At 65.8% G+C, this 19,378-nt stretch carries 21 protein-coding genes; 4 read left to right on the forward strand and 17 right to left on the reverse strand.

Translation table 11 applies throughout. The features are described from left to right. Positions 1 to 3 precede the first annotated feature (3 nt). From K3148_RS09675 to hisG, 7 genes are all read right to left on the reverse strand, one after another. Positions 4 to 2,607: a M14 metallopeptidase family protein gene (locus tag K3148_RS09675; RefSeq protein WP_221424607.1), complete on the reverse strand. Its 2,604-nt coding sequence runs from the start codon at positions 2,605 to 2,607 to the stop codon at positions 4 to 6. 35 nt (positions 2,608 to 2,642) lie between these two features. Continuing rightward, positions 2,643 to 3,554, reverse strand: a complete 912-nt coding sequence (locus tag K3148_RS09680; protein WP_221424608.1) for an acyl-CoA thioesterase — start codon at positions 3,552 to 3,554, stop codon at positions 2,643 to 2,645. A gap of 94 nt (positions 3,555 to 3,648) precedes the next feature. Continuing rightward, positions 3,649 to 5,802, reverse strand: a complete 2,154-nt coding sequence (locus tag K3148_RS09685; protein WP_221424609.1) for a sodium-translocating pyrophosphatase — start codon at positions 5,800 to 5,802, stop codon at positions 3,649 to 3,651. 150 nt (positions 5,803 to 5,952) lie between these two features. Continuing rightward, on the reverse strand, positions 5,953 to 6,822 hold the full coding sequence (gene thiL / locus K3148_RS09690) for a thiamine-phosphate kinase (RefSeq protein WP_221424610.1): 870 nt from the start codon (positions 6,820 to 6,822) through the stop codon (positions 5,953 to 5,955). Between the two features lie 148 nt (positions 6,823 to 6,970). Further along, on the reverse strand, positions 6,971 to 7,423 hold the full coding sequence (gene nusB / locus K3148_RS09695; protein WP_221424611.1) for a transcription antitermination factor NusB: 453 nt from the start codon (positions 7,421 to 7,423) through the stop codon (positions 6,971 to 6,973). Then, positions 7,420 to 8,709, reverse strand: coding sequence for a histidinol dehydrogenase (hisD, locus tag K3148_RS09700; RefSeq protein ID WP_221424612.1), 1,290 nt, complete (start codon positions 8,707 to 8,709; stop codon positions 7,420 to 7,422). Before hisD ends, nusB begins: the two co-directional genes overlap by 4 nt. Continuing rightward, positions 8,709 to 9,362 (reverse strand): ATP phosphoribosyltransferase, encoded by a 654-nt coding sequence (gene hisG, locus K3148_RS09705; protein WP_221424613.1) that lies wholly within the window; start codon positions 9,360 to 9,362, stop codon positions 8,709 to 8,711. The genes hisD and hisG overlap by 1 nt, the downstream gene beginning before the upstream one ends. A 44-nt stretch (positions 9,363 to 9,406) precedes the next feature. On the opposite strand from hisG, the gene K3148_RS09710 reads away from it, so the two are divergent. Then, on the forward strand, positions 9,407 to 10,471 hold the full coding sequence (locus K3148_RS09710; protein ID WP_221424614.1) for a DUF2332 domain-containing protein: 1,065 nt from the start codon (positions 9,407 to 9,409) through the stop codon (positions 10,469 to 10,471). Positions 10,472 to 10,483: 12 nt separating this feature from the next. Here K3148_RS09710 and K3148_RS09715 read toward each other — a convergent pair whose 3' ends face one another. The 4 genes from K3148_RS09715 to K3148_RS09730 are packed head-to-tail and all read right to left on the reverse strand — an operon-like array spanning position 10,484 to position 13,381. Then, positions 10,484 to 11,380, reverse strand: coding sequence for an alpha/beta fold hydrolase (locus K3148_RS09715; RefSeq protein WP_221424615.1), 897 nt, complete (start codon positions 11,378 to 11,380; stop codon positions 10,484 to 10,486). After that, a complete protein-coding gene (locus K3148_RS09720; protein WP_221424616.1) occupies positions 11,380 to 12,195 on the reverse strand; it encodes an SDR family NAD(P)-dependent oxidoreductase in 816 nt (271 codons plus the stop codon). The genes K3148_RS09715 and K3148_RS09720 overlap by 1 nt, the downstream gene beginning before the upstream one ends. Before the next feature lie 9 nt (positions 12,196 to 12,204). After that, entirely contained in the window at positions 12,205 to 13,095 is an 891-nt protein-coding gene (locus tag K3148_RS09725; protein WP_221424617.1) for a pirin family protein, read from the reverse strand. Between the two features lie 13 nt (positions 13,096 to 13,108). Continuing rightward, entirely contained in the window at positions 13,109 to 13,381 is a 273-nt protein-coding gene (locus K3148_RS09730) for a BolA family protein (RefSeq protein ID WP_221424618.1), read from the reverse strand. A 60-nt stretch (positions 13,382 to 13,441) separates the two neighbouring features. Between K3148_RS09730 and K3148_RS09735 the strand changes: the two genes are divergently transcribed. Continuing rightward, the gene (locus tag K3148_RS09735) at positions 13,442 to 14,032 is read left to right on the forward strand and encodes a J domain-containing protein (RefSeq protein WP_221424619.1); all 591 of its coding nucleotides are present in this window, start codon (positions 13,442 to 13,444) and stop codon (positions 14,030 to 14,032) included. Positions 14,033 to 14,036: 4 nt separating this feature from the next. On the opposite strand, the gene K3148_RS09740 is transcribed toward K3148_RS09735, so the two are convergent. From K3148_RS09740 to K3148_RS09760, 5 genes are read right to left on the reverse strand one after another with little or no spacing between them, the layout of a single operon-like run. Then, positions 14,037 to 14,711, reverse strand: coding sequence for a dihydrofolate reductase family protein (locus K3148_RS09740; protein WP_221424620.1), 675 nt, complete (start codon positions 14,709 to 14,711; stop codon positions 14,037 to 14,039). Positions 14,712 to 14,715: 4 nt separating this feature from the next. Continuing rightward, entirely contained in the window at positions 14,716 to 15,195 is a 480-nt protein-coding gene (locus K3148_RS09745) for a VOC family protein (RefSeq protein ID WP_221424621.1), read from the reverse strand. Continuing rightward, a complete protein-coding gene (locus tag K3148_RS09750) occupies positions 15,188 to 15,823 on the reverse strand; it encodes a glutathione S-transferase family protein (protein ID WP_221424622.1) in 636 nt (211 codons plus the stop codon). Before K3148_RS09750 ends, K3148_RS09745 begins: the two co-directional genes overlap by 8 nt. 3 nt (positions 15,824 to 15,826) lie before the next feature. Continuing rightward, positions 15,827 to 16,609, reverse strand: a complete 783-nt coding sequence (locus K3148_RS09755; RefSeq protein ID WP_221424623.1) for a VOC family protein — start codon at positions 16,607 to 16,609, stop codon at positions 15,827 to 15,829. A gap of 1 nt (position 16,610) precedes the next feature. Next, on the reverse strand, positions 16,611 to 16,964 hold the full coding sequence (locus K3148_RS09760; protein ID WP_221424624.1) for a DUF1428 domain-containing protein: 354 nt from the start codon (positions 16,962 to 16,964) through the stop codon (positions 16,611 to 16,613). Between the two features lie 68 nt (positions 16,965 to 17,032). Here K3148_RS09760 and K3148_RS09765 point away from each other — a divergent pair, with 68 nt between their 5' ends. Further along, entirely contained in the window at positions 17,033 to 17,728 is a 696-nt protein-coding gene (locus K3148_RS09765) for a winged helix-turn-helix transcriptional regulator (RefSeq protein WP_221424625.1), read from the forward strand. On the opposite strand, the gene K3148_RS09770 is transcribed toward K3148_RS09765, so the two are convergent. Beyond that, a complete protein-coding gene (locus tag K3148_RS09770; RefSeq protein ID WP_221424626.1) occupies positions 17,725 to 18,570 on the reverse strand; it encodes an oxygenase MpaB family protein in 846 nt (281 codons plus the stop codon). The genes K3148_RS09765 and K3148_RS09770 overlap by 4 nt on opposite strands. Positions 18,571 to 18,656: 86 nt before the next feature. Here K3148_RS09770 and K3148_RS09775 point away from each other — a divergent pair, with 86 nt between their 5' ends. Beyond that, positions 18,657 to 19,331 (forward strand): cupin domain-containing protein, encoded by a 675-nt coding sequence (locus K3148_RS09775; RefSeq protein WP_221424627.1) that lies wholly within the window; start codon positions 18,657 to 18,659, stop codon positions 19,329 to 19,331. Positions 19,332 to 19,378: the final 47 nt, after the last annotated feature.

Here is a 19,378-nt window from a genome sequence, read left to right on the forward strand (position 1 = left end):
ACCCTATCGCGTGTGGGCCGGGGCCAGCAGGATCGCGTTGGCGATCAGCAGGTCCAGCCCGTCGAGATAGCCGCGCAGCGAAGGATCGTGCGCGAACCCGATGGCGAGCCCGCCACCGTTCCGCTCGGCCAGGAGGTAGGGCTTGAATGCCATCTGGCGCCTATTCTCGTCCCAGATATAGCCGCTTTCCAGCAGTGCGTCCGCCGAGGCGAAGCGCAGCACGTTCGTGCCGTCCTTGCGGTTGAGCGGGGTGAAGATCAAACTCCCCGACGCGCTGACGACCGGTCCATCGTCGTAGCCTGACGAGAGGTAATGGTTTGCATCGGCCACGGTGCGAACCAGCGCGCCGGGGAGGCGGTCGGGCAATTCGGTGGGATCGTCGATCAGCGCGTCGTATTCGTCGGCCGAGACGATTTCCGTTCCTTCGCTTGCGGGAGCGTCCTCGCCCACTTCGCCATCGCCCTCCGGCGACTTGCCGAGCGCGCCCTGCCGCGCGGTGCTGAACAGCCGCGTCTCGTCTTCGATGAAGCCGGTAAGTGCCGTTCCGACGATGACCGCCACACCGCCCCGCTGGACATAGGCCTGCACCGCCTTGCGCGCTGCCATATCGAGCGAGCCTTCGGGTATGAAGAGCACGTCGTAACTGCCGAGATTGGCGCGCGGCAGGGTGCCGGTGCGGATCGGGGTGACGGGCGTCGCGAGCCTGCGCTCGATCACGTAGCGCAGCGATCCGGCGGAGGTTGGCGAGATGCCGTCGTCCCATGCCATGGCCACGCGCGGCGCGCCGAGGCGGCGGAAGGCTTCGCTGCCGAAATTGGGGCCGGCCTCGACCCAGCTTTCGGCGAGCGGCACGGTTTCAGCGCCGATCTGGCGGGTGAGTTCCTCCAGCCGCGCCAGTGCTTCGGGGCTGTTCGAACGGCGCGGCACGATCACCGAACCGCGCGGGAATTCTCGGCCGCCAATGGTGAAGGCGCGTTCGCTTGCGCCAGCGTCGATGCCTTCGCGCAGCGCGGCGAGGATGAGCTGCGCCTGACCGCTATCGGTCCAGGGAATGGCGAGACCGAAGTCGCCCATGCCCCCTGCCGAGGCGGTGATGGGGGAGGACGCCTCCAGCGGGGAGCCGGTGACGCGCGACGAGCATTGGGTGACATCGACGCCCGACATCAGCCCGACCGACCAGGCGGTGGTGTCGTAAAGCTCGTGCGGCTGGCCGCGCTCGCGGCGCTCTTCCTGGCGGCGCACGAAGGCGGGGTCGAGCGCGGTGGTACGGTCGAGGAGGCTGCGGATGAGCCGTCCCGAAGGCTGCGCGCGGTCGATGGCGAGAGCGCCCTCAGGATAGCGCTTGCCGCAAGCCGATACGCCTGGAGCAAGGCGCTGCACCTCGATCCCCTGAGCCGCCAGCCTGCGGCCCAAAGCTTCGGCGTTCCAGCGACGCTGCGCCAGGTCGATCACATAGCTCCCGCGCCCTTCATCGCGCGCGGTGCGGCGGTGGGCGGCATAGTCGGCGAGAAAGCGGTCGGCGTTGCGGGCGACCGTTTCGGCGTAGGCCATGCTGGCGAGGAAATGGTTGCGCACCCCGTCGGCATAGGTGAGCAGCTGGCCATCGCGGCGTCGCAGGACGAGACCGCGCGCCGAGGCCTGCTCGAACGTCGCGCCGATGGCACCGTGGAGCGTCGGCCAGGTGTCGCCATAACCTGGATAGAAAGCGTCATAGACCTCACGCGTGAAATAGGGGATGCCGCGCGCATCGAACTCGCGCGCGATCGCGCGGCCGAGGAGTACCTGCTTGTCCTTCTGGCCCGGCGTGATGTTCGGGTTGAAGGGCTCGGCAGCAGGCGGGAAATAATAGGTCTCGTCGCCGCCCATCTCATGCGCATCGACGAAGACGACCGGGTTCCATTCGAGCAGCGCCGCCACCTTGCCGCGCGTTTCGGGCTGGGTGAGGGCGAACCAGTCGCGGTTCAGGTCGAAGAGGTAATGGTTCTGGCGGCCGCCGGGCCATTGCTCGTCATGCTCCGCCGCGTGGCGATCGGGCGAAGGGGCTAGGCCGAGCGCGCTACGGAAGCCGGTGACGAAGCGGTTGCGCCCGTCGGGGTTCTGGCTCGGGTCGATGACCACGTAACTATTAGTGAGAATGGTGTCGGCCTGCGCGTTCCCGCGCGCGGCGAGGAGGTGGTAGGCCACCGCCAGCGCGGCGTCGCTGCTGGAAATCTCGTTGCCGTGTACGCCGTAGGAAAGCCACGTCACAGGCAGCGTGCCGGATTGCGGGGTTTCGCCGCGCGCCACGGCAGCCATCGCCGCCTTGTTCGCTTCGAGGCGGCTCATGTTGGTTGCGCTCGAAATCACGAGATAGTGCAGCGGGCGGCCTTCCCAGCTCGTGGCGTATTGCACGAGGCGAGTCCGTTCGGGCGCGGCGCGGTGGAGCGTTTCGAGATAGCGTGTCACCTCATCCGGCGCGCTAATCCGCTGGCCCGTGGCGTGGCCGATGGTCGCTTCGAGCGTCGGGATGGCGGAATCGAATTGGCCGTCCAGCACCGATTGCGCGGCCAGCGGAGCCGTCGGGATCATAAGGACCAGCGCGGCGAGCGCCTTCAGCGGTGCGAGCATCGAATGTTTCCCCTCTGGCAGCTTGATGTCAGGGCCTAAGTTCGTTTGGAGCGCCTGACCACACCTTCCTGCGCCACGCTGGCGACGAGATCGCCAGCGCGGTTGAAGATGCGGCCACGGTTGAAGCCGCGTCCTCCGCCCGACCACGGGCTGTCGGTGGCATAGAGCAGCCATTCGTCGGCGCGCGCAGGACGGTGGAACCAGATGGCATGGTCGAGACTGGCGCCCTTCAACTCTCCCCGCGCCCAGGATAGGCCATGGGGGAGGGCTGACGTGCCGAGCAGCGTGAAGTCGCTGGCATAGGCGATAACCGCGCGGTGCAGCGCGGGATCGTCGGGCAACGCAGCGGCGGCGCGGAACCAGCTGTGCGCGTGGGGTGGCTTCTTCTCCGCGTTCATCCAGTGCAGCTTCCCACTGGTGCGCATCTCGATCGGGCGCGGGCGGAGCATAAGTGTGCGCTGGACTTCCGGGACCTCGCCCATTTTTTCGAGGAATTTCTTCCGCATCTCCATGTCCGAGGGAAGGTCCTCGGGCGGCGGCACATCGGGCATGGGGCTGTCTTCGTGCTCCAGCCCCTCTTCGGGATGCTGGAAGCTGGCGGTGAGGTTGAGGATGGGCGTGCCTTCCCCGTCCTCGCCGGCCTGCCGGGCGACGACGCGGCGGTTGGCGAAGCTGCGCCCGGTGAAATCGGCGGCAACCGCATAGTCGATATCGACGCCCTCGCGCCCGCCGCGCAGGAAATAGGCGTGCAGCGAGTGTGCTTCCATCCCTTCGGGCGCACTGGCCTGCGCGGCCTGGAGTGCCTGTGCGATTACCTGCCCGCCAAAAACGCGGCCGATGCCGCCGGGCTGCTGGTTGCCGGTGAAGGCGTATTCGCCCGCGGGGGCGACGGTCAGCAGGCGGATCAGGCCGGCGACGAGCTGTTCGGGGGTCTTGGTGTCACTCACTCGGGGCGATGTGCTTCCCCTTTACGCGAGCGTCAAGAAAAAGGCGGCGACACCTAAGTGCCGCCGCCCTTTCAAGCGTCATGATCGCGTTGGATCAGGCCGCGAGTGCCGCCAGCAGCAGCAGCGCGACGATGTTGGTGATCTTGATCATCGGGTTCACGGCCGGACCCGCGGTGTCCTTGTAGGGATCGCCCACGGTATCGCCGGTCACGGCAGCCTTGTGGGCTTCGGAGCCCTTGCCGCCGTGGTTGCCGTCTTCGATGTACTTCTTCGCGTTATCCCACGCGCCGCCACCGGCGGTCATGGAAAGCGCCACGAAGATACCGCCGATAATCACGCCGAGGAGCAGGGCTCCGACGGCGGCAAAGGCGTTTTCCTGGCCCGCGAGGAAGAAGATCGCGAAGTAGACCACGATCGGCGCGAGGACCGGCAGCATCGAAGGAACGATCATTTCCTTGATCGCGGCCTTGGTCACGAGGTCCACCGTCTTGGCGTAGTTCGGCTTGCTGGTACCGGCCATGATGCCCGCGTCGGCAGCGAACTGCTCGCGCACATCGACCACCACGTCACCGGCAGCGCGGCCCACGGCGGTCATGCCCATCGCACCGAAGAGGTACGGGAGCAGTGCGCCCAGCAGCAGGCCGACGATCACATACGGGTTCTCGAGGCTGAAATCGACGTCCGCATTCGGGAAGAACTCCGCGAGGTCGGTCGTGTAGGCAGCGAAGAGAACCAGCGCGCCGAGGCCCGCCGAACCGATGGCATAGCCCTTGGTCACGGCCTTGGTGGTGTTGCCCACCGCGTCGAGCAGGTCGGTCTTCTCGCGAACGCTGTCGTCGAGACCGGCCATTTCGGCGATGCCGCCGGCATTATCCGTCACCGGACCGTAAGCGTCGAGCGCCACGACCATGCCTGCCAGAGCCAGCATGGCGGTGGCTGCATAGGCGATGCCCATGAGCCCGGCGAGCTGGAAGGTGGCGATAATGCCGGCCACGATCACGAGCGTGGGCAAGGCGGTCGATTCAAGGCTGATGGCAAGGCCCTGGATCACGTTCGTGCCATGGCCCGTCTCGGACGACTTGGCGATCGACTTCACTGGGCGATAATTGGTGCCGGTGTAGTATTCGGTGATCCAGATGATCAGGCCGGTGATGGCCAGACCGATGAGCGAGCACCAGAACAGCGCCCATCCGGTAAAGGTGACGACCTGTTCCGAGGTACCTTCTTCGGCAACCGGAGCGCCGGGATCGATGCCGACGGTCGAACCGCCAAGCTCGGTGCCCATGCCGCCAAGCGCATAGTTCATGACGATCCAGATCAGCGGGATCGCGAGGATGGCGGACCAAAGGAAGCCTTTGTACATCGCGCCCATCACGTTCGTGCTGCCCTTGCCGAGCTTCACGAAATAGGTGCCGATGATGCTGGTGACGATGCACGCGCCGCCAATCAGCAGCGGCAGGGCCATCATCGGCATCAAGAGGTCGCCCAGCGCGTCGCCGAAGAGCAGCGCGGTGAGGACCATGGTGGCGCCCACGGTAACGACATAGGTCTCGAACAGGTCGGCAGCCATGCCGGCGCAGTCGCCCACATTGTCGCCGACATTGTCCGCGATCACGGCAGGGTTGCGCGGATCGTCTTCGGGGATGCCGGCTTCCACCTTGCCGACGAGGTCGGCGCCGACGTCTGCGGCCTTGGTGAAGATACCTCCGCCCAGACGCGCGAAGATTGAGATCAGCGAGGCGCCGAAGGCGAGGCCGACGAGGCCGTCGATCACTTCACGGCTGTTCGGGGCATGGCCGGCAGGGCCGGTCAGGTACCAGAAGAACACCGCAATCGCGAGGAGCGCGAGGCCCGCCACCAGCATACCGGTGATGGCACCGGCGCGGAAGGCGAGGGTCAGGCCCTGCTGCAGCCCGCTCTGCGCGGCGGCAGCCGTGCGCACGTTCGAGCGTACCGAGATGTTCATCCCGATAAAGCCCGCAACGCCCGACAGGATGGCGCCGATCACGAAACCGATGACCGGAATGATGCCGAGGAACACGCCCACGAGCACCGCCACGACCACGCCGACGAAGGCGATGGTGGTGTACTGGCGTTTCAGATAGGCCTGCGCGCCTTCCTGGATGGCGCCGGCGATTTCCTGCATTTTCTCATTGCCTGCGCCCGAACTGAGCACCTGGCGGCTGGTGACGAAGCCGTAAATTACGGCGAGCAGTCCCAACCCTATGGATAGGATTACAAGGTCCACGAAAATCTCCCCTCCCGATTATATGTTTGATGCGACCCGGCGTGGGAGACGCCGACGCATTGGAGGCGGGAAGGTGTATCAGCAGCGCATACGCTTGCAAGGGGTCTAAAGCGCAAGAATCTGCGCTTTTCCCCTACGTCGCACGAAAGGTTAGTGCTGGTAGCCCAAACCCTGCTCGGGAGTGAGCGCTTCACCGTCGAGCCAGAGCGGAGCAAAATCGGTGTCGGTGACCGTGCCGATCCGCGTGGCAGGGACGGGCAAGTCGACACCGACGGGGGCGGTGAAGAGGAGTTCGTAATCGTCGCCCCAGCGGATGCATTCCGCGCGGCGCGAAGCGTCTGCGACCGGGATGCTGTCGCTTTCGAGTTCGAACGCCACGAATTCCGCCGCACAGGCCATACGCCAGCAATCGAGCAGGAGCCCGTCCGAAATGTCCATCATGGCGGTGACGTGCGGGGCCAGCAGGCGACCCTCCTCGAGACGCGGACGCGGCCTGCGATAGGCGGTGCTGTCGGCCTCGTCTCCGCCGCGCAGAGCCTCGAAGCCGAGCATGGCGGCGCCCAGAGTTCCGGTGACATAGATGGCATCTCCCACTTTCGCGCCACCGCGTGAGGGCACCGGCGTGTGCGTCGCGCGCCCCAGGGCCGTGCAGCCCCAGACCCGCGGGCCTTCACCGCGTACCGTGTCCCCCCCGAGCAGGGGAACATCGTAGGAGTCCAGAACCTCGCGCAGCCCGGTGACGAAGCGATGATCGTCGGCGCCCAGCATATGCGAGAGCAATACGCCGGCCGGCTCGGCTCCCTTGGCCGCAAGGTCGGAGAGGTTTACCGCCACCAGCTTCCACGCAATGTCGGCCGGGTCCTGTCCTTCGAGAACATGGACACCGTCGACCATGGTGTCATGCGTCAGGACCAGCGTCTCGCCGCCGAACTCGAGAACGGCGGCATCGTCCTCCAGCCCGCGCGCGCCGGGGTTCGAAGCCAAGCCTCGAAGGGCGGCGATGAAGTCTGCCTCGTTCACTCCAGCCCCCTATCCGTTCGCCCTGAGCTTGTCGAAGGGCCTTCCTTCACTTTTGGAACTGCGCAAGAAGAAAGTGCGGTGATTGGCCTTTGGCCAGCTTCGCTTCCGACAAGCTCAGCACGAACGGATTTCTTAGAGACGCTGGAAGTTAGCGTCCGACTTCCTTGGCGACCGCGTCGAGGATGCCGTTGACGAACTTCGCTTCGCGGTCGTCGAAGAAGGCCTTGGCGACATCGACGTATTCGCTGATCGCGGCGGCCTTGGGCACGTCCTTGCGGGCGATCAGCTCGTAACTGCCCGCGCGCAGGATCTGCAGCATGGTCTTGTCGAGGCGGGCCAGCGTCCATCCCGACGCGAGACGCGCGGTCAGAAGCTCGTCGATCTCCGCGCGGCGCGCCTCGACGCCCTTCACCAGATCGTCGAAGAAATCGATGTCGGCATCGGCGTATTCCTCTTCCTCGATCACCTTGCCGAGGCGGTGCTGGTGGAATTCGTCGAGCAACTTGGCGGTGGCGGTGCCTTCCATCTGCTGCTGGTAAAGCGCCTGCACCGCGCCGAGACGGGCCGCGCTGCGCGACTGGGACTTGGGGTTCTGGCTCACGAAAGCCTCCTGGAAATCGAAAGGGCGTGCGCAGGGAGGCCCTCGGCCTCCGCAAGGCGCACGGCGGCAGGGCCGATGGCCTTCAGCGCACCGTCGGTGGCGCCGATGAAGCTGGTGCGCTTCATGAAATCGAGCACCGACAGCCCGCTCGCAAAGCGCGCGCGGCGGCCGGTGGGAAGGACGTGGTTGGGACCGGCGATATAGTCGCCGACCGCCTCGGGCGTCATGCGGCCGAGGAAGACGCTGCCCGCGTGGCGCAGCTTGGCGAAGATCGCTTCGGGATCGTCCGTGGCGATCTCGACGTGTTCGGCGGCGAGCCGGTCCGACAGGGCCGGGGCTTCATCGAGGCTGTCCACGAGGACTACGAGGCCGTGATCGTCCCAGCTAGCCTTGGCAGTCTTGGCGGTCGGCAGCTTGAGGAATTCGAGGTCGATCTGGTCCATGACCTGGCTGGCGAAGCCGCGGTCGTCGGTGATCAGGATCGACTGGCTGGTCGGGTCGTGCTCGGCCTGGCTCAGGAGGTCGGCAGCGATCCATTCCGGCTTGTTGTTCTTGTCCGCGATGACGAGGATTTCGCTGGGGCCGGCGACCATGTCGATACCCACGACACCGTAAAGCTGGCGCTTCGCCTCCGCGACCCATGCGTTGCCGGGGCCGACGACCACATCGACGCGCGCGATCCGCTCCGTCCCGAAGGCGAGCGCGGCCACAGCCTGCGCGCCGCCGACGCGGTAGATTTCGTCCACGCCCGCGACATGGGCGGCGGCTAGCACGAGATCGTTGGCCTCGCCGCCGGGTGTCGGCGTGGTAACGACAAGCCGCTCCACCCCGGCCACCTTGGCGGGGATGGCGTTCATCAGCAACGAAGAGGGATAGGCCGCGCGGCCGCCGGGCACGTAAAGCCCCGCCGCCTCCACCGCGCTCCAGCGCGCGCCGAGGCGCATGCCGATTTCGTCGGTATAGTCGCGGTCCTGCGGCAACTGGCCTTCGTGATAGGCGCGAATTCGGCTCGCGGCGGTTTCCAGCGCCTCGCGCAGCGCATCGTCGAGGCGGTCGTAAGCCGCCTTGCACGCCTCTTTCGAGATCGACCAGTCGTCCTCGCCGGTCAGATTGTGCTGGTCGAAACGCTTGGTGTATTCCACCAGCGCGCTGTCCCCGCGCTCGCGCACTTCGTTAAGGATGGTGGCGACATCGCGTCCGACCTGCGCATCGCTTTCGCGGCGGTCACGAACGATCTTTGCGAACTTCGTTTCGAAATCGGCGTCCCTGGTGCGGAGCAGCTGCATCAGGCGGCGCTCCGCTCTTCGCTGATAGCGCGGAACGCCTCGACCAGCGCGGAGACGCGCGGATCGGTCTTCAGCGCGGCGCGGTTCACGATGAGGCGTGCGGTGATGTCCATGATGTGGCCGGTCTCGACGAGGCCGTTGTCCTTCAGCGTCTGGCCGCTGGAAACAAGGTCGACGATGCGGCCGGCAAGACCAAGTTCGGGGGCGATTTCCATCGCGCCGTTCAGCTTGACGCATTCGGCCTGGATGCCTTGGCGTTCAAAGTGACGGCGGGTGAGATTGGGGTATTTCGTCGCTACGCGCAGGTGGCTGGCCCCGCTGGTCGCGCTCGCGCCCTTCGGCTCGGCCACGGCGAGGTGGCAATGGCCGATGTCGAGATCGACCGGCGCGTAGAGATCGGCGTAGTCGAATTCCTCGATCACGTCCGATCCCACGATGCCCAGCTGCGCCGCGCCATGCGCGACAAAGGTCGCGACATCGAAGGCGCGCACGCGGATGAGGCGCATGTCTTCGCGCGTGGTGGCAAAGGTCAGCGAGCGGTTCGCCTTGTCGTGGAAGGCATCTTCCGGCACGACGCCCGCACGGGCCATGACGGGCAGCGCTTCATCGAGGATGCGGCCCTTGGGAATGGCGAAGGTAAGACTGTCGGTCATTGCGGAGCGGCAGATAGGCACACGCGGGCAAAAGGGCAACGGATATGGCGGAGAGCGGGGTGATGGACATCGTTTCGGTCCCTCAAGCCATCGAATGGCAGGCGAAACACGCCGAAAATGCGGGCGCGCCTGGCACGGCGCAGGTGGTGCGCGCGCTGCTGGCGCTGGAGGAAAGCGAGGCGGCGACGGCGCGGCGGATCTTCGCCTGGCAGGGCCTGTCCTTGCGCGATGCCATGCCGCTGAGGATCGCGGCCGGCATTCACAACCTCCTGCTGACCGGCGAGGAACCGCGGCTCGAGGACGTCTACGCGGGACGCATGCCCGCGCAGGACCAAGTCGACGCGCTGGTGCGCGAGATCGTGGAAACGCATGATTTCCAGCTGATGCCGTGGCTCGACGGGCCGCCGCAGACGAACGAGGCCGGGCGCTCGGCCAGCTTTGCCGCCGGGCTGCTCTGGCTCGCGGACGGGCGCACTTGCCCGAAGTTCGAGTGGCTGGAAATCGGGGCGAGCGCGGGCATCAACACCATGCTCGGTCGCTATCATTACGATCTCGGCGGGGTAAGCACCGGGCCGAGCGGCAGCCGGATGCGGATCGTGCCCGAGTGGCGCGGGGGCCCGCCGCCTGACAGCGACATCGGTTTCGTCGATACGCGGGGCAGCGATATCGCCCCGGTCGACCTCACCGACGAGGCGCAGGCGCTGCGGCTCAAGAGCTATGTCTGGCCCGAGGCGACGGGGCGCATGGCCCGGATCGACGCCGCGATCGCGCTAGCCAGCCTGATGCCACCCGAAATCGAGCGGATGGACGCGGGCGACTGGGTGGAAAAGGAACTGGCGAAGCCGCAGGAGGAGGGCGTGACCCGCGTGCTCGGCCATTCGATCATGTGGCAATACCTGCCCGATTTCACGCAAGAGCGGATCGAGACGGCGCTGCAGGAGGCGGGTTCGAGCGCCACGAAGGAACGGCCGCTGGCGCACCTGTCGCTGGAGACCAACCGCGAGACCTTCGCGCATGAATTGAAGGTCCGCTACTGGCCGGACGGGGAAAAGCCGGCACATCTCGCCAACGCCCATCCGCACGGCGCATGGGTGGAGTGGCTGGATTAGGTCAACTATCCGCTAGGTCGATGTTTCGAGAAATTCTTCCATCGCCGCATTGACCGCATCGGGAGCCTCCCACGGGACGAAGTGGCCGCAATCGGGCACCTCGACGAGGGTCAAATCCTTGACGTGCTCGCCCAGTTCGGCCGTGTTTTCCGGCGGGAGCGCGAGATCGTCTTGCGCCCAGATCACCAGCGTCGGAATGGTCAGCGGCGGGAAGGGCGGGGGTGACCAGCCCTCGGGGAGCTCGAACGGGGCGTCCATCGGCGGGATGTCGATCGGGCTGGCGCGGTACCAGTTGAGCATGGCAAAAGCCGCGTCGCGATCCTGCCAGTCCTGCAGCAGGCGGACGCGCTCTTCCGGCTCCATCTTGTCGGGCGCATCCCAGCGGATATGCGCTTCGAGGATGCCGAACAGGCCTTTCTCGCGCACGAGTTCGTCGTTTGCCGGGTCGCGGAAGCCGCGCATATACTGACTCGCCTCGCGCTGGACGCGCGAGGTGTAGAGCAGTTTCTGGAAGACCGCATGGTGCGGTGCGTTGGCGATAACCGCGCGCGATACGCGCCCCATCTGCTCGCCCGCCATCGCCACGCCCCATGCGATTGCTCCGCCCCAATCGTGGCCGACAATCGTGAACTCCTGCACGCCCAGCGCATCGGCCAGAAGGAAGATATCGCCCACCAGCTTGTCGGGCGTGTAATTGTCGACGCCTTCGGGCTTGGACGAGCCGCGATAGCCGCGCTGGTCGGGCGCGATGCAGCGGAAGCGGCCGGAGAAATGGGCGATCTGGTGGCGCCATGTGCGGTGGCTTTCGGGAAAGCCGTGGAGGAAGATGAGCACCGGCGCCTCGCGCGGGCCCACGTCCACCGTGTCGAGTTCGATCCCGTTGGCGAGGGTGACCCGGACCTGCTCCATCAGTCCTCCGCCTGCATCTTTTCCATATATCCCGCCGCGACCATGCCGGAGACCTGGTCGAAAAGCTGGTCGGGCGTGCGGCGCATTTCGCCCATCGCCTCTTCCATGCCTTCGGCCACGATGATCTCGCGCTGGTTCAGTTCGACTGCGTCGACGATCCGGCGGGCGGCGTCCTCGGGCGCTATGCCGTTGTCGATCACCTTGTCGCTGCGCCCACGCACCGAACCGTCGCCGTTGAGCGCGTTGCGGCTGACATCGGTGGCGACCGAGCCGGGGCAGATCACGTGCACATCCACGCCGCTTTGCGAAAGCTCGCCCCTCAGCGCGTCGGCATAGCCGATGAGGCCGTGCTTGGCCGCGCAATAGGCGGTGCGCATGGGCACGCCGACCTTGCCCGCAATGGAGGAGATGAAGAGCAGTTTCCCGCTCCCGCGCCCCGTCATGTGCGGCAGCAGCGCCTGCGATGCGGCAATCTGCGAGGTGAGGTCGATGTCGATGATGTCGCGATAGACCTGCATATCGGTATCGACCGCCGGGCTGCGCTGGGAAATCCCCGCATTGGCGACGAAGATATCGACGCCGCCCTTCCAGCCGGTGGCTGTGTCGGTCGCCTCCCGCATCGACTCTTCGTCCCGCACATCGAAGGGCAGGGTGAGCGTTTCGGTCTCGAGCCGGTCGGCGACGGCGCTAAGCCGCCCTTCGTCGCGGCCGGAGAGGATGATATTCGCGCCGCGGCTCGCCCATTCCTGCGCCAGCGCAGCGCCGATGCCGGACGAAGCGCCCGTGATCCAGGCGGTCTTGCCTTCGAAACTCATAGTCTCTCCTTAGGGGTAGGTGACGGTCTTGGGCTGGCCATCGGGCAGCGGAATGCGCTCCTCGCTGTCGCCCGGCACTTCGGGGAAGCGGCGGTTGCGCCAGTCGTCTTTCGCCTGGTTGATGCGCTCACGGCTGGAGCTGACGAAATTCCACCAGGCGTGGCGTTCGGTCTGGAAGGCCTCGCCGCCCAGCAGCATGACTCGCGCGCCGCTCCTGCTCTCCAGCGTCATGTCGCGGCCCGGCTGGAGCACGGCCAGTTCGTAGAGCTTGAGCGCATGTCCATCGACGCTTGCTTCTCCGCCCACCAGCATCACCGCGCGCTCGTCGGCATCGTCTTCGAGCGGGATCGCGCCGCCCGCGCCCAGCACGATCTCGGCATAGATGGTGTCGGCATAGGTGGTGGTGGGCGCGCGTTCGCCCCACAATTCGCCCATGATCACGATGGCACGCGCGCGGCCGTCTTCCACGATGGGAAGGTCGGACACGGCCTCGAACGCGGGATCGATTTCCTCCTTGCCATCGGGCAGCGCCAGCCATGTCTGCATGCCGTAAAGCTTCGGGCCAGCCTTCCGCTCTTCCTCGGGCGAGCGTTCGGAATGGACGATGCCCCTGCCCGCCGTCATCAGGTTCACCTGTCCGGGCCGGATGGTGGAGAAACTGCCAAGGCTGTCGCGGTGGTCGATGGCGCCTTCGAACAGCCAGGTGACGGTGGCGAGATTGATATGCGGATGCGGGCGCACATCCATGCCGCTGCCGAGATCGAGCTGCGCCGGGCCGAACTGGTCGACGAAGATGAAAGGACCGACCATGCTCCGCTTCTTGGACGGCAAAACCCGTCGGACCTCAAACTGTCCGAGATCATGCGTCGTCGGCGTCAGCGTGAGGTCGATCTGGCTCATGGAATGCCTCTTCTTAGCTGGTGGGCGCGGAAGCCTGGATGGCGAGGGCGTGGACGCGCTCTCCGGGTATGTCGCCCAGCGCCTGGTTGACCATGCGCTGGCGGTCGAGCCGGCTTTTGTCGGCGAAAGCGGGCGCTTCGATGACCACGGTGAAGTGCGATTCCCCGCTGCCGTCATCGCCGGCGTGGCCGTGGTGCTTCGCGCTGTCGTTGATGACTTCGAGGCGCGTGGGCGCGAAAGCCTCGGTCAAAAGGCGTTCCATTTCCTGCTGGACCGGTTCTGCCATGCGTTCGTTTTCTCCTCTTCAGGGTTTGCATAGCGCAAATCTCACACCATTCTAGAACGAATGCGCCAGTCAAAGTTTCATGGTCGGTATGAAGACACAGGCAGGGTCTGTGCCCACCCCACCTGCGAGGAGCCGGGCGAATTCCGCGCGCCGGGCGATGGTCACCGGTTCGACGGACCGGGCGAATGGCGCTGGATGTGCCTCGAACACGTGCGCGAATTCAACGCCGGTTACGACTGGTTCGAAGGCATGAGCGCCGAGGAAATCCTCGACGCGCAGGGACCGGCGAGCGGCTGGCGCACCGAAAGCCCCAGCTTCCGCCCGACAGCGGGCGTGGACGGCATGCCGCGCTGGGCGGATTACGACGATCCGCTCGACGCGATCTCCGCGCGCGCCAACGGCATCAAGAGCCGCGCCCAGCGCGAGGCGGCGATGGCGATGGACGGACGTTTCAGCCGCGCAGAGGCCAAGGCGCTGGAAGTCATGGGGCTGGGCACCGGCACCGACCGGCGCGGACTCAGGCGGCGGTACTCGGAATTGGTCCGGCGATACCATCCGGACCGCAATGGTGGTGACCGGCAATACGAGGCACGGCTTAACAAGGTGGTGGAGGCCTACAATACGTTGCGCAATGCGCCCGCTTTCATCTGACCCTTCACCAGGTCCCGTCCTCGATCTTTTTCCGGCGAGCCAGCTCGCGCTCGCTCAGGATCGGGATTGGCGCTTCGGGGGGATAGGGAGGCAGCGCTCCGCCGGGCTTGTAGGCTGCAACTATGGTCCCCTTGTCGGTCACCCAGTGATCGGTCATTTCGAGCTTTCCGACCGGTGTGCCTTCGCCAAACATGCGCTTTCCCCGGCCGAGCGTGAGGGGGTAGGTCATTAGGACGAGTTCGTCGATCAAACCGGCAGACAGGAGGGCGGGGTAGAGCGTGCTCGACCCCTGGATGACGAGGTCGGGTCCCTCGCTTTCCTTGACCCGCGCGACATCGTCCACGCTCGAGAGCCGATGGCTGTTCTCCCACGGAAGCTCCTGGTCGCCGCTGGTCAGCACGAATTTGGCAGCCTTGGTGAAGGCCTCACTCATCGGCTTGTTGTCACCCTCGGCATAGGGCCAGTAGGCAGCGAAGATGTCGTACGTGCGGCGCCCTAGCAACAGGTCGTAATCGCCGCCGAACAGCTTGCCGAGCGCCGGTTCGACGCCTTCGTCCCACAGCTTGAAAACCCAGCCGGCCTCGTCGAACCCGCCCATCGGGTCTTCTCCGGGGCCACCGGGCGCCTGCATCACGCCGTCGAGCGACAGGAACATGCCGCCAGTGATCTTGCGCGCCATCGCCTTAATCTCCCCGGCGCGCGGCATCGATGGCCGCAACATCGATCTTGCCCATCGACATCATCGCCCCGAAAGCGCGCTTGGCTTCATCGCCACCGGCCTGGTTGGCCTCTAGCAGGGTGCGCGGGGTGATTTGCCAGTTGAAGCCCCACTTGTCCTTGCACCAACCGCAGGCGCTTTCCTGCCCGCCGTTGCCGACGATCGCATCCCAGTAGCGGTCGGTTTCCGCCTGGTCTTCGGTCGTCACCATGAAGCTGACGCTTTCATTGGGCTTGAACATGTCGCCGCCGTTGAGGCCCGAGAACGCGCGGCCCAGCACGGTGAATTCGACCGTCAGCGCGTCGCCCTTCTTGCCGCCGGGGAAATCCGACGGCGCACGGAACACATGACCGACGGAACTGTCCGGGAAGGTTTCGGCATAGAAGCGCGCGGCCTCTTCGGCCTCTCCGTCAAACCACAGGACGGTGGTGAACTTCTCAACCATTGGCCTGTGCCTCCGCGATCAATTGCATGTCGATGGCCTTGGCGTCCTTATAGGCAGGGCGCTCGCGCAGGCGCTCGGCGTAATCCTCGAAGGTCTTGCGCTTGGGGATCGAGCCGAACTGGAGCCCCCAGTCGACCTGGCTGCCGACATAGACATCGGCCATGGTGAAGCGGTCGCCGCAGACATAGTCGCGGTCGGCCAGTAGTGTGTCGAAGGTGTCCATGGCGCGCTCGTAGCTGCCGAAACCGAGCATGCCCTGCTTCTGCGGATCTTCGACACTCCACCCCATGCTGCGCGAAACCACGGCCTGTTCGACCGGGCCGGCGGCGTAGAAGAGCCGGCGAAAATAGGCGGCCTTCTCGTGCGGCTGGGGGAGTAGACCCGCATCGGGATGCATTTCGGCGAGGTAGTGGCAGATCGCCGCCGCCTCGGTCACGACGTGGACGTGGTCACCATGGTGGTGGACCAGCGTCGGAACCTTGCCCAGCGGATTGGCGCTGAGGAAGGCCTCCGACTTGGCCGCCCAGTCGACCAACTCGGTCTCGTAGTCCGCGCCGACCTCGTGGAGCGCCCAGCGCGCGATTTGCCCGCGGCTCATCGGATTGGTGAAGAAGGTGTAGGTGGCCATGGATCAGCTGCCTTTCGCGCCAATGATCGAGAAGAACGCGCCTTGGGGATCGATGCCCTGAAAGACGTAATCCCCGCCGGGAATCTCCATCGGCCCATTGACGACCTGCCCGCCATGGCCGGTGACGAAGCTATGCGCCGGGTCGATCTCGGGCACGCGGAAGTAGTGCGCCCATGCCGAAACCGGCATTTCCTCCGGGCGCTTCATGATCGCGCCGAGGCCGTAATCCGACTGGGTGTACATCTGGTAGAGGCCCATCGGCCCCATATCCATCGCCTCGCCCTTCTCCCATCCGAAGAGGTCGCGATAGAAGCTGTCGGCGGCGGAGGGGTCTTCGGTGACCAGCTCGTTCCAGGCGCAATGGCCCACCTTTGGCTCGTGCTTGGCGAAGGCGCCGCTGTCCTCGCCCGAACGGTCGTCGATGACATAGAAGGGCGCGCCTTGCGGATCGGACAGGAGCGCGAAGGGGCCGACGCCCGGCACCTCGTTCCCCTCCATCATTACGCCGCCGCCCGCCTTGCGGACCGTGTCGACCGCCGCGGGGACATCGTCGACGCGGACATAGCCGAGCCAGGCCGGGCGGGCGCCGCCCTCGGTCATGTCCTCGGTCAGGTGCAGCATGCCGCCGACCTGCGTCTCGCCGGCGGAGAAAACGCGATAGTCGACGCCCTCCTGGCCGCTGTCCGCGAAACTCCATCCGAGGAGGGGGCCGTAGAAGGCCTGCGCGGCCTCCGCATCGCTCGTCATCAGTTCGTACCAGACGAAATCGCCGTGTGCGTCTGCCATGTCAGGCCTCCTTCCAGACGATGGGTTCGAAGCCGCCGTAGACCATCCGCTTGCCGTCGAAGGGCATTTCGCCGAACTCCTCCATGCGGGGGTCTTCCATCATCTTCGTTTCCGCGGCTTTCGCGGTCGCCTCATCGGGCCAGGTGACCCAGGAGAAAACGATCTTCTCGCCCGGTTCAGCCTTGGTTGCGCGGCGGAAGTCGGTGGTGTGCCCGTCCTTCACGTCCGCTTCCCAGCATTCGATCTGCGACTGCGCGCCGAATTCCTTCGCCAGTTCCCAGAACTTTTCGGCGGTCTCGGCGTAAGCGGACTTGTTGCCCTCGGGCACGGCCAGCACGAATCCGTTCACATACATCGCCTCTCTCCTTTCAACTCCGACTCGGACCTTGTGTGTGATGAGGCTCTAGGTTACTAAAAGCAACTATGAAGTTACAAAAGGAAACCAAAGCGGGTTCAGTCGAGCATGGGCGTTGGTATGGCGACGCCTGCGGGACCGCTTTCGGCCTCGAACTGATCGGCGAGCGGTGGTCGTTGCTGGTGGTGAGGGAACTCATGCTGGGCCCGCGCCGCTTTTCCGAACTGCGCGCCAGCCTCCCCGGAATTTCGGCCAAGGTGCTGACCGAGCGGCTGGCGACATTGGAAGAGGCCGGCGTGCTGGCGAAGAGGCGGTTGCCGTCTCCGGCCCCGGTACAGGTCTACGAACTTTCCGAATGGGGGTATCGCGCGGAACCCCTGATCCAAGAGCTTGGCCGCTGGGCGGCGATGTCCTCCGGACACGATCCGACGCTGCCGCTCTCGCCCGTCTCGCTCATGCTGTCGCTGCGGACGATGTTCGATCCGGCAAAGGCGGCGGGGATGGAGGCGACGATCGGTTTCGAAATCGCGGGCGAGCAGTTCATTGCGTGCATGAAGGACGGGGCGATCCCCATCCGCCGCGGCGAGGTTCGCGATGCGGATGCGGTTTTCCGGGCTCCGACCGCGCCGGTCATGGCCGGTTTGCTCTATGGCGATGTACCACCGGAAGAACTCGAACGCGAAGCCGGTCTGGTGATCGAGGGGGACCGCGAAAAGGCGCGACGCTTTGTCGCAATCTTCGAGCTGCCCGAAAAGCTGGCCTAGCCCTGCCGGAAGGCCCAGCGCAAGGTCTTGCCCATGCCCCACGTCGCCGCCCGCGCCGGAAAGGCGCCAATCCCGGGACGCTCAAGCCCGAGCATGGAGCGCGCAAACGGCGGCAGCAGCGCCACCGCTTCTGCGCCCAGCATCGCCTGAACGGCCGGCGGCGCGCCCTCGGGCCGCTGGCGCAGGACGAGGTCGGCAATCTCGCGCGCTTGCGGAGAGGTCGCCAGATCGCCGCGCAACTCGCGAAACAGCGCCTCGGCCTCGCGCCGGTCGAGCGGGACCGGATCGGCTCCCAGCGCGCGGGCGATGACAGCGAACTGCCGGTAATATTCGTCCTGCGCGGCTGCGGGCATGTCGGGGCGGACATGGCGCAGGTAGGCGGCGAGGAAGCTGGTCGCTTCGGCTACATGGACCCAGGCAAGCGTGCGCGGATCGGTCGCGGAATAGGGCGATCCGTCGGGCAGCGTGCCGCCGACCTGCGCGTGGATGCGGTTGACCCGTTCTATGGCGCCTTGTGCGTCGTCTCGGTGTCCGAATGTGGTCACCGCAATGAACCGTGCCGTGCGCCGCAGCCGCCCGTGCATATCGCTGCGAAAATTCGAATGGTCGAGCACACCTTGTAGCGCGTGCGGGTGGAGCATTTGCAGCAGCAGCGAGCGGATGCCGCCGACCATCATCGCCACGATATCGGCATGAACCAACCGGATCGGCGTATCCTTGTCGAACAGGGCCTCTGCGGAAACCGGCACCGGCTGCTCCCCGCCCTCGACATCGTTGAAGACGCCGCGCACCTTTTCGACCAGCTTGAGCCGGAGGTATTCGCTGGGGGAGGGCGACGCCATGGCGGCAGTCTAGGCGAGCGCCGCAACCTTGGCGAGAGGGGAGATTGTCCCCATCTTGCGCGGGCAAGCAGAAACGGAGGGAATGGATGCGGGTGAATGCCGATTTCGACGAGCGCATCGTGGTTCATACACGCGAGCTCGACTGGCAGGCCTCGCCGATGAAGGGTGTCGAGCGCAGGATGCTCGACCGGATCGGTGGCGAAGTCGCCCGCGCTACCTCCATCGTCCGCTACGCGCCCGGCAGCGCTTTCAGCGAGCATACCCATAACGGGGGCGAGGAGTTCATCGTCCTCGAAGGTACCTTCCAGGACGAGCATGGCGACTATCCGCGAGGCACCTATGTCCGCAATCCGCCGACGACCCACCATGTCCCGCGTTCCGACGAGGGATGCACCATCTTCGTAAAGCTGTGGCAGTTCGATGCCGCGGATCGCGACCAGTTCGCGCGCGACATGGGATCGACCGCTCTCGAGGAGGCTGGCGAGGGCGTGCGGACCGCCACGCTCCATGCAGATCCCCGCGAAACGGTAGAACTCATCGTCCTCGAACCCGGAGCTTCATGGACCTTGGGCAGCGAGGGCGGGGCAGAAGCGCTCGTGCTGGATGGCAGCCTCGCCGGAGACGAAATCCACCTCGGCCTGCACGACTGGATGCGGATGCCGAAAGGCGACACACTCACGCTGAAAACCGGGCCAGAGGGCGCGCGTATCTGGACGAAGACCGGCCATCTCGCCCATGTCCGGGAACCCGAAGCGGCCTGAAACCGGTTTTCCCTTGCAATGGGCATTGCGGCCCGCGCGTGCCTCCT

Source organism: Qipengyuania aurantiaca, assembly GCF_019711375.1.
GTDB lineage: Bacteria > Pseudomonadota > Alphaproteobacteria > Sphingomonadales > Sphingomonadaceae > Qipengyuania > Qipengyuania aurantiaca.